The organism is Alphaproteobacteria bacterium LSUCC0719, assembly GCA_040839025.1.
Classification (GTDB): domain Bacteria; phylum Pseudomonadota; class Alphaproteobacteria; order Puniceispirillales; family Puniceispirillaceae; genus UBA8309.
The window spans coordinates 910,174-924,692 of record JBFPJN010000001.1; the positions used below are offsets into that span (position 1 = coordinate 910,174).

Consider the following 14,519-nt stretch of genomic DNA (forward strand, 5'->3'; position numbering starts at 1 on the left):
ACGACATGACAGAATATTTGACGCGTTTGGAGCCAGACCAGTGACCATCCGACTTGCCATCGATATCGGGGGCACCTTTACGGACCTCGTTCTTGAGGACGATGGCACCCGCCACACGGTGAAGGTGCTGACCACCCTCGATCGTCCCGCAGACGGGCTGATGCTGGGTTTTGACCGGATCCTCGAACAGGCCGGGATGGAGGCCGGCAGCATAGAGCTGATCGTGCATGGCACCACCCTGGCCACCAACGCACTGATCGAACGCAGGGGGGCCAGAACAGCCCTGATCACCACCGAAGGCCATCGTGACGCACTGGAAATGGCTTTCGAGAACAGGTTCGACCAGTATGACATTCAGGCCGACCGTCGCCCTCCATTGATTGGACGCGATCTGCGTTTGTCTGTCAGTGAGCGGATGAACTATCGCGGCGAGCCGCTGCTTCCCCTCGACGAGGCATCGGTACGCGCGGTAATCCCCAAACTGCGGGACGCGCACATCGACAGCGTGGCGGTGGGGTTGCTTCACGCCTACGCCAACCCGGCGCATGAACAGCGTGTGGCTGCCATTCTTTGCGAGGCCATGCCCGGGCTATCCATTTCCCTGTCATCCGACGTCTGCCCCGAGATCCGGGAATATGAACGGCAATCCACTACCGTCGCCAACGCCTATGTCAGACCAATGATCGCCGGCTATCTTGCCGATCTTGAAACCAGGCTGGTGACGCGCGGATTGCGTTGTCCCTTTCTGCTGATGACCAGCGGTGGCAGCCTGGTGACGATCGAGACAGCGTCGCAGTTTCCCATCAGACTTGTCGAATCAGGCCCGGCGGGTGGCGCGATCCTGGCAGCCCATATGGCCCGGCAGCTTGGTGAAGACCGTCTGATATCCTTTGATATGGGCGGGACCACGGCAAAAATATGCCTGATTGACGATGGCGCACCACTACTGAACCGCGAGTTCGAGGTGGATCGCGCGCACCGGTTCATGAAGGGAAGCGGCACCCCTCTGAAAATTCCGGTCATCGAAATGGTGGAAATCGGTGCCGGCGGGGGGTCGATCGCCTCGGTTGACAGGCTCGACCGGATTCGGATCGGGCCGCGCAGCGCCGGCTCAAACCCCGGACCCGCCTGCTATGCCCAAGGGGGCACCGACGCAACCGTGACCGATGCCAATCTGGCGCTTGGCAGGCTCGACCCGGTGGGGTTCGCTGGTGGGACCATGACCCTTGACGCAGCCGCGTCCCATGCCGCTCTTGCCAGCCATGTCGGCGACAGGCTGGGGTTGAACCCCATGGATGCGGCCCGTGGCATGATCGAAATTGTCGATGATAACATGGCCAGCGCCGCGCGTGTCCACGCGGCGGAACGCGGACTTGACCTTGAAGGGCGTACCATGATCGCCTTTGGCGGTGGGGCCCCGCTTCACGCCGCGCGACTGGCCACAAAGCTTGGCATCGACCGGATCATCGTGCCGGCGGATGCCGGCGTGGGCTCGGCCGTGGGCTTTCTTCTGGCCCCGGCAGCGTATGAAGTTGTGCGCAGCAGATATACCAGACTTGCCGATCTGGACAGCAGAGGCCTGACCTCCCTTCTTGGCGAGATGGAAGCCGAGGCGACATCCATTGCAGGTCTTGCCGCCCCGAACGCCGATCTGACCGTCACCCGCCATGGCTACGCCCGTTATGTCGGCCAGGGTCATGAGATCAAGATCGAACTGCCGGACGGCCCGCTCGATGACCGGTCCAGCGACGCCATCCGGGCCAGATTCGAGGCGGCATACAAAGCCATGTTCGGTCTTCTGGTTCCAGGTATGGAAATCGAGATTTTGACCTGGTCGCTGATCGCCAGTACCGACACCACAATCAACGCGACACCTGATCCCCAGAACAATCGTAATTCCCGGAGCGATCATCGGGCTGGTGCCCCGCATGACCGGACCGGTTCAACTGAACGCCAGCTGTTCGACCCAGGCTCACCCGAGCCCCTCACGGCAGGCGTGACTGACCGGCACCGTATCACCGGCAGGCTGCGCGGCACGGCGATTATCGAGGAACCCCAGACAACGACGATCGTTCCAGCCGGATGGACTGCCGAGGTGAATAAAACCGGTGATCTGATCCTCATGCGGGACGGGTCCAGCGCCGTGACGACTGCCAGCACTGGTGTTGCCGAGGGGATACGCTATCAGGTTCTCTGGGATCGGCTGATTTCGGTTGTCGAGGAACAGGCACTGGCGATCATGCGCACGGCCTTTTCAACGTCGGTGCGTGAGTCGGGCGACCTTTCGGCAGGCGTCTTCGACCCGAACGGGCGGATGCTGGCACAGGCCGTCACCGGCACGCCCGGACATGTCAACGCGATGGCAGCGTCGGTTGGACACTTCCTTAAGAAATATCCTGCCACCAGTATGCAGCCGGGTGATGTCTATGTGACCAATGACCCATGGCTTGGCACCGGCCATCTCTTCGACTTCACCGTCGTGACGCCTGTGTTTCTCGAGGATGATATGGTTGGCCTCTTCGCCTCGACGGTTCATGTTGTTGATATCGGCGGCATCGGGTTCAGTCCCGACAGCGGCCAGATTTTCGAAGAAGGGCTGTGCGTCCCCATCATGCCACTCTTTTCGCGGGGCCAGGCCAACGAGCAGCTGTTCGAGATCGTGCGCGCGAATGTGCGCGAACCTGAACAGGTTGTCGGCGATCTCTATTCTCTCGCCTCAAGCAACGATGTCGGCGCGCGCCGATTAAGCGCCCTGATGCGCGAAGCCGGACTTGGCGATCTTGACGCGCTGGGCGACCATATCATTTCCACCTCACGCCGGGCAATGGAGGCGGCCATCGGGCGTCTACCGTCAGGTGTGTTTGAAAACAGCATGACCGTTGACGGCTATGACAGGCCAATCACCCTTCAGGCCAGAATGGAAATTCATCCCGACAGGATCACCGTTGACTATGCGGGCACATCGGGCACCTCCACATTCGGGATCAATGTTCCACTTACCTACACCTGTGCCTATACCTCGTTCGGCCTTCACTGCCTCATCGGCGGCGGCGTTCCCAACAATGCAGGATCGCTGGCCGCTATCGAGGTGACGGCACCGTCCGGGTCAATTCTGAACGCGCCGCGTCCCTGCGCAGTCAATGTACGTCATGTCATAGGTCAGATGTTGCCCGATGTTGTTCTTGGCTGTCTTGGGAAAGCCCTGCCGGGGCAGGTTCCCGCCGAAGGCAGTTCCAGCCTGTGGAACCCGATGCTGTCCGGTGGGCATGGCGTTGTGGGGCCAACCAGCTATGGCGATGCGACGCCCTTTGCGGTGACCATCTTCCATGCCGGCGGCACCGGCGCACGGCCAGGCAAGCCGGGCCTGTCCGCCACCGCTTTTCCATCCGGCGTGCGCGCCACATCGGTCGAGGTCACCGAATCCATCGCGCCGGTGATCTACCGACGCAAGATGTATCGCGACGGATCGGGGGGTGCCGGCAAGTGGCGTGGAGGCGATGGACAGATTATCGAAATCGAACATAGCGAGGGTGCACCGTTCGCTGTTTTTGCCCTGTTCGACCGCATTGAACATCCGGCCCGAGGTCGCGATGGTGGCGCTGCCGGGCGGGCGGGGCGGGCCTATCTGTCGAACGGAACGGCACTGAAGGGCAAAGGCAAGCAAATCGTCCCGGCTGGCCTCTCCCTTGTATTGGAATTGCCCGGCGGTGGCGGGCTCGGAACCGATGGAGACAATCTATGAGCCTGACTGATCCGGACCGTCTGTTTCCTGTCGAGCCGCGCCTCGTCCGTTGGACGAACATCCGGGTTGCCAGAGGAGTTCGGATGAGATGCTTCATCCATTACAGTTCTCGCAAACCCGCTTGAGCTTTTGATCAAGGAATTTATTCCAAATTTCACTCCTCAAACACAGCACGGACAGACCCCCCCTTAGGGGTGTGTCCCTGTCCGTCCGGGCCTTTTATGGCGCTGTGTTACCCCAGACAAGCTCATCAGGACGGATGTAAGCTAGGCCCTTTTCGCGCAAGCCGAGACCCGTGTCATAGACTTCAACAAAATCGTTCTGCTGAAGCTTGTTCAGGATACGTCAAATGAATTCGCAAGCGCGTCCGGCGCAAGCCATTGATTTCCATGATAAAGAAATGGTGGGCGTGACAGGGATTGAACCTGTGACCCCTACGATGTCAACGTAGTGCTCTCCCGCTGAGCTACACGCCCCATTTCATACGCCGCGTCGGGTGGTGGCAGCGGATCCCGCAGGCGGGCCCCGGTGCCGTGGCGGCGGAGGGTTGGCGACGCGGCTTCTGCCGTCGCCAAGGGCTGTAGTGATGCACCAAGACCGGACAATCCGCAAGCCCTTTTTGCCCTGCCCGGGCCCCTTTTTGCCCTGCCCTGTCAAAGCGACTCGGAGGTGCGCCGAAAGCATGTTAGGCTTGCCGTTATGAGTGAGAGTGTTGTGATCGATCAGGTGCCCGTCGAGGCACCGGAGCCAGGCCGGCGGGCGACACCGGCAGCGCCAAATGTCGCGTCCCGACCCGATGCCGCGCTGCCGCCCGTGATCATTTCCGAAGCGATGATCGCCGACCCCGATTACGCCCCCTTCGACATCTATGCCACCGGCACACCGTCGCCGATCGTCGTATCCTGCCCGCATGCCGGCCGCACCTATCCGGCCAGCATGATCAACGCCGCCGCACAGCCTGTCGAGGCGCTGCGGGGTCTTGAGGATTTTGGTGTCGACTGTCTGCTTCCCGAACTGATCGCCAACGGGATCCCAACGGTGATCAACCGCGTGGCCAGAGCCTATCTCGACGTGAACCGGGCGGAAACGGCGCTCGACAGGACGATGTTCGCCGGTGATGTGGACGCGCCGCCACCCTGTCATCATGTTCGTGCCGGTTATGGGCTGATTCCCCGGCTGACTGCCGGTCGCACACCGATCTATGCGAAAAGCCTGCCCCCCACCGAGGCGGCTTTGCGGCTGCAATTCGTGCATCGCCCCTATCATGAAACGCTGTCCCACCTGCTTGACAGCGCCGTTGCCTGGCACGGGCGGGCGCTGCTAGTCGACATGCATTCCATGCCGGCCTATGACAGGCTGAACAACCGGCTTCCCGACATCATCTGCGGCGACGGCCATGGCAGCACCCTGGATCGGGCCACCGCCACCGCACTGACAGGTTTTCTTCAGGAATGTGGATTGTCGGTCAGCTGGAACCACCCCTATGCCGGCGGCTTTATCACACGCAGCTATGGCGATGCACGAACCCCGCGACAGGCGGTTCAGATCGAACTCAACAGGGCGCTCTACATGGATGGGGCGAACCGGCTCGACCCCGTGCGGGCCGCGACGCTTCGCAGGCATATCGGGGCACTTGGCCGCTTTCTGGCCGAAACCGGGCGGGCGGCAGCCTGACCGGCCCTAGCGCCGCCGTGCCTTGTGGGCATAGGGGTTGTCGCCCTTGCGCATCACCATCCGCACAGGAACGCCCCACAAGCCGAAATCCGTCCGCAATCCTGTCGTCAGATACCGGAGATAGCTTTCGGGAAGCGATGCTGGCCGGCTGACAAACAGGGCAAAGGTCGGTGGCCGTGTCTTGATCTGGGTCATATAGCGGATGCGAAGCCGACGACCATCGACAAGCGGCGGCGGATGCGCCTCGAGCATGCCTTCAAGCCAGCGATTCAGCCTGCCGGTTGCGATGCGCGTGTTCCACAGCCCATACATTGAATCGGCGGCGGCCATCATCCTGTCAAAGCCGCGCCCGTGAAGCCCCGACATATTGATCACAGGCACCCCACGCAGCTGCGCCAGCGATGTTTCCAGCCGGTCGTCGATGCGTTTGGTGGCCGACTGGCGGTCACGAACGGCATCCCATTTATTGGCCCCGATCACCAGACCGCGCCCTTCTTCGGCGATCAGCCTGGCGATTGCCAGATCCTGCTTGTGAACCTCCTCGTTGGCGTCGATCAGCAGCAGACACAGATGCGCGAACTGGATCGACCGCAACGCGTCTTCCACCATCAGCTGTTCAACCTTGTTGCTGATCCGGGCGCGGCGGCGCATGCCGGCGGTATCAACCAGCCGATAGGACCGGCCCTTCCAGGTAAAGGGAAGCTCGATGGAATCGCGGGTGATGCCGGCCTCAGGCCCGGTCAACAGCCTGTCTTCACCAAGCAACCTGTTGATCAGGGTCGATTTGCCCATATTCGGCCGCCCGACAACGGCAATCCGCATCGGCTGGTCGGCCTGTGGATCCTGCCAGATCTCGACCGGATTGCCATCCTCGTCAAGCGGCGGTTCATCCGAACCCTCATCATCCACAAATTCGTCATCGTCATCCGCGGCAAGCATGTCGATGCCGGCCACCCGCGCGCCTTCGATGATGGCATCATGCAGATCCACAAGCCCCTCGCCATGCGCCGCGGAAATCGGCACCGGCTCACCAAGCCCCAGCTCCCACGCTTCGGCAAGACCGGCAACGCCGGCGCGGCCTTCGCATTTATTGGCAAGAAGAATGACCTGCGCGCCCGAACGGCGGATCTGATCGGCAAAGAACTTGTCGGCCGGCGTCACCCCGGCGCGCGCATCAATAACCATCATGGTTACATCGGCAAGCTCGATGGCGCGTTCCGTCTGCAGACGCATACGGTCTTCCAGACTGCCTGTCGCCGCTTCCTCAAGCCCGGCCGTGTCGATCACCCGGAATTCGAGTCCGGCAAGCGTGGCATCCCCCTCGCGCCGGTCACGGGTCACACCTGGCTGGTCATCGACAATCGCGTGCTGGCGCCCGACAAGCCTGTTGAACAGAGTCGATTTGCCAACATTCGGCCGGCCCACAATGGCGATCGTTACAGACATACACAAAGGCTCATGGCGAAAGATGTCATTCCCAAGCTGGCCGTCAGCGCCGACGGCGCCAGCGGACCTATTCGACGGCGATCAGGGTGCCGTTCTGTCCCAAAAGGAACATTCTGCCACCGGCCACCTGCGGCGGCGTCAGAATATCCTGTCCTGCGGAAAGGACGTCACCGGCCGCACCGGTATCCGCGTCAAACGCCTGCACAAGGCCATTGCGCGACACAACATACACCGTGTCACCGGCCACGACCGGGCCAACATAGCGCGGCGGGTCTTCCGGCACCACAACATCAATCGGCACCGCGCCGTCAAGCTCGGTGATCCAGCGGACCGCGCCGTCAGAGCGCCGCAGCGCATAGAGCCGCCCATCGATCGACAGCACGAACACCGTCTCGCCAGCCACCCATGGCATCTCGATCCCACCAATGGCGCGTTCCCATACCGGCAGACCGTTGCGGGCACTGAACGCCACAAAACGGCCCGACTGGCTGACCACGAAAATCAGTCCGCCATCGTGAACCGGCGTGGCCCGGACATCACCAAGCCCCTGAATGGCGGTGCGCGGCAACAACGAGGCGACCGAGTCCGTCCACAGCAATTCACCGGATGCCGCATCGAAATAGGATACCTCGCCAGCGGCACCGGCAAGGACGATCTCATCATTGGCAAAGGCCGGCGACGGCGCGCCGAACAGCACGGTGTTGCTGACAATGCCAAAATGCTGCCAGAGACGCTCCCCCGAAACCAGGGTAAGCAGCGTCATATTCCCGTCCAGATCGGTTACCGCAACACGATCCGAGCCGATGATTGTTGGACTGCCGCGCAGCTGGACATCGGTTTGAATTCCCCACAGGACCGATCCGTCGGACGGGTTGAGAAGCGCCAGCCGGCGACCACCGGCATGAACGACAAGCCCCTCACGCGACAGGGCAAGCCCACCGGCAATGCCCGGAAACGGATCATCCTCGATATCCTCGATCCGGGTCGACCAGATCTGGCCACCCTCGCGCACGTCAAAGGCCGACACAACGCCGTTTGGCGCAACGGTAAAGACTCTGCCATCGCCGACAACCGGCTGTGTCAGCTCGGCCAGAGAGGTTCCCTTGCCGCCGATATCGGCGCGCCAGCTTACCGTCAATGGCGCCTGTAGACGCGGATTGCCGCCAGCATGACCAGCCGACAGGCCCGGCATCGGGGCTGAATTGATAATGACGACGGCAGGCAGCCCCGCCCCTTCGGCCTGTGCCGCCGGATCGACAGCTTCAAGCCGGATTTCCGGCAATACCGAAATGCGTGTGCCCTTGAGAATCGGTTCAGGCGGCGTGCAGGCTGCCAGACCAAGAACCGCCACACACCCCACCAGACCCAGCATCCGGCGCGCCTGCCGGCCGGCATCAGCCATGTGCCCGGTCCATGATGCAGGTACCAGCCGGAGTTGCGAGAGCGGTGTCATGGGCATGTCAGTCACGTGCTGTGGCGCCTTCAGGATTTCAGGATGGCAACGAGGCGCGCTGCCCGCTGCCGGAGTTCGGCCGACACATCGGCAAGGTCGACAATCATTTCCAGCTTTGTCAGGGCGGCATCCGTATTGCCATCCTTGAGATCAAGCGCCGCGCCAAGTTCCAGCGCCATCGGCTTCCACGGGCCGGCGCCATCGGCCAGCGGCGCAATACGCGCCTGAAGCTCGGCCGCGGGCCGGGTATCCGGCGCATTCATCGCCGACAGAAGCAAGGCCGCATCCTGATACAGACCCGCAACCGTCCCGTCTTCGGCAATGGCGAGATAACCCGCCTCGGCGGCATCGGCGTCACCCGCCTTGGCAAGGCCGGCGGCAATCTGGAATCTGCCAAGAAGTGCATAACCATCGGTCAGCTGTCCGATATTCTGTTCCAGCGCTGCCACCGCGTCATCAGCGGCAAGCGATTGCTGATACAGGTTGGCTGCCGCTTCGGCCTGTGACCTTGTCCAGGCGGAAAAGCCCTGCGATGCGCCAACGCCAAGCACAACAGCGGCCGCCGCGGCAATGACATATTTGCCATATCTGGTCCACAGCGCCTGTGTGCGGTCGCGCTTCAGATCTTCTTCAATTTCATCAAAAATATCAGCCATTCACAGACACACTGCCACCGGTCCTAACCGATCGGGACAGCCCCAGTTGGAGATTGCAGACTCCTGAAGACCCGTTCTAGACCCGGTATCATACAGGGTGACCTGAACCCCAGCCATATCGTCGAGGCCAATGCCGGAAGCGGGCACCGGTTGACAGCCGGGGTAAACGTGCCCCAACATAACGACAAGTCGCAGAACATCCAACAGAAAAGCGGGTGAAAGTCTGACGTGTCACGCGTGTCCGTTCCAAAGAAACTTCGACGCCAGCTTTATTTCTCCAGAACCGAACTCGGCCAGATACTGGCTGCCTACAGCGCGCGCGTTGCCGCAGGCGAATGGCGGGACTATGCGCTGGACCATTTACAAGGGTCGGCCCTGTTCTCGATCTTCCGCCATACGCACGAAACCCCGCTATTCGTGATTGAAAAGAAACAACGCCATCCAAAGGAAAAGGCACAGTTCCTGCTGCGTGATCGCAACCGTGTTCTGTGTCGGTCGAACTCGGTGACCGATGTGATTGGCCATTTCAACAAGCTGCCACGACTGATCAGCGGCTGATCCCCTCATCCGCCAGCCGGTTCTTCACAGCCATCTTGGCTGTCTAATATTCATCCACACCATGATACCCGCCATTCGTGACGCGGCATCAAACCGTAAGTCACCTCTTGTTGTAGACAACTCAATCAGATATCACTTAATTAGAACAAATCATGAACATCAGACCATTGCCATACAGCTGGCCTGATGACAATCATCGAAGGGGACGGCCATGGGAGCATTCAAACGCCAGCTGACCGCGCGCCACGAGCCGGCGAACCCGACAACATTGGGGGATCTGGCAACTGACGGATTACGGGTCTTCTGCTGGTGCCATCGGTGTGGTCACAATGCCGAACTCGATACCGCGCCGCTGATTGCCAGACTTGGCCCGATGTTTCCTGTTCCCGAGCTTGGCGGACGCATGCGATGCACATCATGCGACGCGCGCGATGTCGCCACACGCCCTGCCTGGCCGCGCCATGGCGGCGGCCAGATTGCCCGCTATGGCTAGGAAATATGCTCAGGTCATGGACAGCCCTGCATCCATACGATAGAACAGGCCGAGTTTGGACAACAGAAAAGAGAGGCAGCCAATGAACGCAAGTGATACCGCACGGGTGCAAAGCTATTTGCGTCAGCGTTTCGGCAACAAACGACTGTCACTCGCCAGGCGCGAAAACAAGGATGATTCGGCTGACCTGATGCTGGAAGACGAATTCATCGGCGTGGTCTTTCAGGATGACGAGGATGGCGAGGTCTGCTTCCACGTCCAGATTACGATCCTGGGTGAAGATCTGGACGACATGTAAGGCGGGGCTCCTGCCCCCCATCATTCATCAACCACCCTCGCCCCTAGCCAAGCCAGCCACCGGCGCGCGCCATGCCAATGGCCAGCGCGAACATCACCAGCGCGATCACCATATCCAGAATGCGCCAGGCATTGGGCCGTTTCATCTGCGGTGCCAGCAATGAGGCGCCATAACCAAGGCTGAAAAAGAACACCAGACTGGAGGTGGCGGCACCCGCGCCATAGGCAAGCCTGTCCGCGCCGTCGAATTGCAGCGACACCGTGCCGATCAACACCACCGTATCAAGATAGACATGCGGATTGCCGAAGGTCAGAACGGCAACAGTCGCCAGCGTTGGCAGCAAACCGGCAGCCTCGCCCCCATTGTCACTGCCGATGCCGCTGGCGGTACATGCACTGCGAACACGAAGCACCCCGTACCCGGCAAGCCAGAGCGCGGCAAAACCGAACAGCGCCGGCGCATAGCGTGATGCAAGATCCGCAATCAACAGGGATATGCCCGCCACACCGACAACAATCAGCAGCATGTCTGCCAGCGCACAGAACGACACAACCGCCAGTACATGACGCCGCATCAGCCCCTGACGCAGCACAAAGGCATTCTGTGCGCCGATCGCCAGAATCAAGGAAAAGCCGAGGGCAAATCCGGTGGCAAATGACGACAGAGGCACGCGCTACACCACCTGGCCGGAACCGCCGCCCGCAGGCATGAGATTGGAGATCTCGATCAGGTTTCCGTCCGGATCACGCACATAGACAGACCATAGCGGCCCGGTGGCACCGGTCTTTTCAACAGGCCCATGTTCAAGCGCAATCCCATGCGCGGCAAAGCGTTGCTGCCATTCGGCGATCGGCATGTCGCTGAGGAAACACAGATCGACCGCACCGGCCACCGGCTGGCGGGCATGTGGCACATAGGGTGACGCCGCATCATGGAGGTTGATCTTCTGCTGGCCAAAACACAGCGCCCGCCGCGCCGGGCTGCCATCAGCCGGGTGAAAGGTCTGCAGCTCCATACCCAGGATGTCACAGTAAAAGGCAATCGTGGCGTCCGGATCAGAGGCCGTCATGACGATATGGTCAATGGATGTGATCATGGTCCGGGTCGGCACCCTGTTGTGTACATCCCGTCACTCTAGACGCGGCTTCAATGCGGACACAAGGGGGCGATACCACCATCCCGTCATGACACAGCATGTGTCAGCACCCGCGCTGGTTCCGAACCTTGTAAAAAACCGGCTTGGCAAGGAACAGGCCCTCCAGGAAGGCAAGTCGATTTGGCATGATCTCTCTTGCCCGCGCCTCGACATTCGCCGGCAGGCGGCCCGGATGCATGATCATGGTCCAGGCGAACAGCGCCGATTCCGCCATATCTTCCTTTTTCGGCAGGCGCTTTGCATATTTCGTGATGAAGTCACCATCCGCCTTTTGCGCCGCCAGCCATTCTTTCGAACGAACATATTTACTGTCCAGCGTCGCATGAACCGATTCGTGGAACACGGTTTCCTCAAGATCGTGATTGCGGATGCGGGTCTTGATGTTAGCCGAATAGAGGACGAAGAAATGGCCCTCGCTCTCGCCAAAGGCGGTTTCGTCACCGCGGTGGATCACGACATGGTCAAGGGTGGCACGCATGAATGTCGGCAGCTTGCCGACAGCCTCGGCAACGGGCTCCACTGACTGCAGTGCCTTCTTCTCCGATTTGAATTTCGCATGTGCCCACAGCCCGACCGTTGTCCCGTCTGTATAATTGGCGGTAAAGATAAAGGCGTCCTTGACCATCAGACTGTTGGTACGCTTGTCCGGCATCTCGGCTTCGCGCCGGCCTTCAAAACTCAGACAGGCAAAGGCGCTGTCGTCCGAGGTGGCGATGAATTCAAGGTCGTTCGACACCACGGAATTTGGATAGAGAGGCGCGCCAGTCGCGACCGAACCCAAGGCGACAAGGGACAGACATCCAGCAAACAGCATCCTACCCGCAGATGAAAAACAAATCCTCTTCATGTTCTGATTATGTCCTGTTCATGTTTCACCAAAGCTGGCAAGGCCATACGGCCCCTAATAGGCGAAAGATAACAGACAGTTAGTTAATAAATTGTTAATTATATTTAATAAATATAATGTTTGGGTGCAGATGATACCTTACACCTCTATCCTGTCGTCATGGCTTGGCGGCGTCGATGTAACGGTGAACACCAGATCGGCATGATGCCGATTGCTGATCCGATGGGGCAGCCCGGCGGTTACGTGGATGCCGTGGTGGGGATGAATGGTGAATGCCTTCCCCGCAATTTCCATTGTCGCGATACCTGACAGGACAAAGAAGAATTGTTCGGCGTGCTGGTGATAATGCATGGTTTCGGCGCGACCTGGCGGCATCCGTTCGTGGATGACGCTCAGACACTCCGACATGACCAGATGCCATCCGTCACAGCCATCTCCCCAGATGTAATGTTCGGCTGTGTCATTGCTGATCACTGACATCGGCATCCCCGCCCCCTGATTGCACCATCATGACTGTCCATTATTATGTCCTTGTTCGGCTTTGCAAGCTTACAACACCGTCACAGCATTCTTGAGCATCGCAGCTAGACAGGGCGAAACCGGCGGCGTCTTTCCGGCGATGCCGCAAGGCAGGCGTTGGCCGGAAGCCGCATATGGACTAGCATCCAGTCTTTATGACCGGTTTGACGAGGCGTTCTGGAAAATGGGCTGTGGCATGGTGGCAAGACTTACCCTGATCTTTGTGTTTTCACTGGCTGGCAGTCTTGCACATGCCTCGGACATCAATCAAACCTCATCCCGGTATCTGCGATCGGCGATCATGTGTGATGTCGCGACCAAACCCGGTCACAAACCCAGATTTTCCGGTCGTGACAACATCATTGTCAGCGAGGTCAACTATACCTATGCGGACCTCGACGGCGACACCGTTCCCGAATTCATCACCGGTGCGTGGGACGAGCCGCTCGGGGATTACCCGTTGCCGCACCATCCCGACCACAGCGCCCGAAACAGGTCTGCCTTCCCGTATCATTTCTACAGCCGGAATGCCGACTTTGCCGTGCCGGCAAACACCAGCTTCCAGATGGCACGAAAGATCATCACCAATGATTTCAACAATGACGGACGACATGACGTGGCCTTCATCCAGCATGGGCCGGATTTTGCGCCCTATGAGCCCCGCCACAACGACATCATGCTAAGCCAGCCCGATGGCAGCTATGAAGTCACCAGACTGCCGGGGCCGAAAAGCCTGTTCCACGGCGGAAGTTCCGGCGATATCGACAATGATGGTGATGTCGATATTCTGGTCACGCCCGGACCCAATAACGAGGTTCTGCTCTATCTGAACAATGGTGACGGCACCTTCAGCCACAGCACGCTGTTCAGCGATATAGGGCGCAATTACAATATGGTCCTGTGGGACGTGGATGATGACGGCAATCTGGATGTGCTGCTGGACGGACATGAAGAACCGCTGGCTATTTTCTGGGGCGATGGCACCGGGGAGTTTTCAGACAGGCAGGTCATCAGCGGCTTTGACGATCAGGTCATGCATGACATCGATTTTGCCGATTTTGACGGCGACGGAAAAATGGAACTGGCCGTCCTGTCGAGCCTGAAGGGAATGAAGAAGCGCAAGGGCTGGTATGTCGGATTCAAGATCCAGACGGTGCGCCACACAGATCGAACGTTTTCAGAGCCAGTTCTGATCCATCACAGCCCCATTTTCTGGCTCGCCTGGATCACCGCCTGTGACCTGAAAGATGATGGCAGGGTCGATCTGGTTTACGAACAGCATGGCGAGAGATGGCATGGCGAGATGATGGCCTATACAGGCCTTCTGGATTTCACGAAGATCGACAAACTGGTCTGGCGCAATGACGGGAACGGGGTGTTCTCGTTCTACAGAATTGAAGACCCGCAATATTTCGATTTTGACGAAACGTCCGCGGCGGACCGGCTGGCCCGGACCAGACTCATCGAAAAGGCACAGGGGCTTGGCCTGTCGCTGACGCATTACGACGCGCCGCAAACCTATTATCCGACCGGGGATGGAAAGACCTATCGCGGATCAGATTCTTTCCACCCGGCCAATATCCGCAATGAACCGCTGGATCCGAACGGGCCGACATCCACGGATTATTCAGGCATTGAACATGACTTTTTCTGACACCCGCAGGTCGCGCGCGATGG

At 59.7% G+C, this 14,519-nt stretch carries 13 protein-coding genes and 1 tRNA gene; 6 read left to right on the forward strand and 8 right to left on the reverse strand.

Annotation, left to right across the window (positions count from 1 at the left end; all coding sequences use genetic code 11):
• Nucleotides 1-40: 40 nt before the first annotated feature.
• Nucleotides 41-3,742 carry a hydantoinase B/oxoprolinase family protein gene (locus AB3X55_04350; protein ID MEX0502805.1) on the forward strand — a complete coding sequence of 1,234 codons (3,702 nt, stop codon included), beginning with the start codon at nt 41-43 and terminating at the stop codon, nt 3,740-3,742.
• Between the two features lie 401 nt (nt 3,743-4,143).
• Here the strand turns inward: AB3X55_04350 and AB3X55_04355 are convergent.
• A tRNA-Val gene (locus AB3X55_04355) sits at nt 4,144-4,218 on the reverse strand.
• 223 nt (nt 4,219-4,441) lie between these two features.
• Here AB3X55_04355 and AB3X55_04360 point away from each other — a divergent pair.
• Nucleotides 4,442-5,416: an N-formylglutamate amidohydrolase gene (locus AB3X55_04360; GenBank protein ID MEX0502806.1), complete on the forward strand. Its 975-nt coding sequence runs from the start codon at nt 4,442-4,444 to the stop codon at nt 5,414-5,416.
• A 6-nt stretch (nt 5,417-5,422) separates the two neighbouring features.
• Here the strand turns inward: AB3X55_04360 and der are convergent, their stop codons facing one another.
• From der to AB3X55_04375, 3 genes are all read right to left on the reverse strand, one after another.
• Nucleotides 5,423-6,862 carry a ribosome biogenesis GTPase Der gene (gene der / locus AB3X55_04365; protein MEX0502807.1) on the reverse strand — a complete coding sequence of 480 codons (1,440 nt, stop codon included), beginning with the start codon at nt 6,860-6,862 and terminating at the stop codon, nt 5,423-5,425.
• A gap of 67 nt (nt 6,863-6,929) precedes the next feature.
• A complete protein-coding gene (locus AB3X55_04370; protein ID MEX0502808.1) occupies nt 6,930-8,264 on the reverse strand; it encodes a PQQ-binding-like beta-propeller repeat protein in 1,335 nt (444 codons plus the stop codon).
• 80 nt (nt 8,265-8,344) lie between these two features.
• On the reverse strand, nt 8,345-8,971 hold the full coding sequence (locus AB3X55_04375; GenBank protein ID MEX0502809.1) for a tetratricopeptide repeat protein: 627 nt from the start codon (nt 8,969-8,971) through the stop codon (nt 8,345-8,347).
• 228 nt (nt 8,972-9,199) lie between these two features.
• Between AB3X55_04375 and AB3X55_04380 the strand changes: the two genes are divergently transcribed.
• The 3 genes from AB3X55_04380 (at nt 9,200) to AB3X55_04390 (ending at nt 10,320) form a co-directional block, all read left to right on the forward strand.
• Nucleotides 9,200-9,529, forward strand: a complete 330-nt coding sequence (locus tag AB3X55_04380) for a DUF2794 domain-containing protein (GenBank protein ID MEX0502810.1) — start codon at nt 9,200-9,202, stop codon at nt 9,527-9,529.
• A 211-nt stretch (nt 9,530-9,740) separates the two neighbouring features.
• Nucleotides 9,741-10,022: a hypothetical protein gene (locus tag AB3X55_04385; GenBank protein ID MEX0502811.1), complete on the forward strand. Its 282-nt coding sequence runs from the start codon at nt 9,741-9,743 to the stop codon at nt 10,020-10,022.
• Nucleotides 10,023-10,104: 82 nt separating this feature from the next.
• Complete coding sequence (locus AB3X55_04390) at nt 10,105-10,320, forward strand: DUF3126 family protein (GenBank protein ID MEX0502812.1); 216 nt, start codon at nt 10,105-10,107, stop codon at nt 10,318-10,320.
• Between the two features lie 43 nt (nt 10,321-10,363).
• Here the strand turns inward: AB3X55_04390 and AB3X55_04395 are convergent, their stop codons facing one another.
• From AB3X55_04395 to AB3X55_04410, 4 genes are all read right to left on the reverse strand, one after another.
• Nucleotides 10,364-10,990: a LysE/ArgO family amino acid transporter gene (locus AB3X55_04395; GenBank protein ID MEX0502813.1), complete on the reverse strand. Its 627-nt coding sequence runs from the start codon at nt 10,988-10,990 to the stop codon at nt 10,364-10,366.
• A gap of 3 nt (nt 10,991-10,993) precedes the next feature.
• Nucleotides 10,994-11,416 (reverse strand): VOC family protein, encoded by a 423-nt coding sequence (locus tag AB3X55_04400; GenBank protein MEX0502814.1) that lies wholly within the window; start codon nt 11,414-11,416, stop codon nt 10,994-10,996.
• A gap of 103 nt (nt 11,417-11,519) precedes the next feature.
• The gene (locus AB3X55_04405; protein ID MEX0502815.1) at nt 11,520-12,290 is read right to left on the reverse strand and encodes a hypothetical protein; all 771 of its coding nucleotides are present in this window, start codon (nt 12,288-12,290) and stop codon (nt 11,520-11,522) included.
• A gap of 171 nt (nt 12,291-12,461) precedes the next feature.
• Nucleotides 12,462-12,803, reverse strand: a complete 342-nt coding sequence (locus AB3X55_04410; protein MEX0502816.1) for a cupin domain-containing protein — start codon at nt 12,801-12,803, stop codon at nt 12,462-12,464.
• A 91-nt stretch (nt 12,804-12,894) separates the two neighbouring features.
• Here AB3X55_04410 and AB3X55_04415 point away from each other — a divergent pair, with 91 nt between their 5' ends.
• Nucleotides 12,895-14,496, forward strand: coding sequence for an FG-GAP repeat domain-containing protein (locus AB3X55_04415; GenBank protein ID MEX0502817.1), 1,602 nt, complete (start codon nt 12,895-12,897; stop codon nt 14,494-14,496).
• The last annotated feature ends 23 nt before the right edge of the window (nt 14,497-14,519 follow it).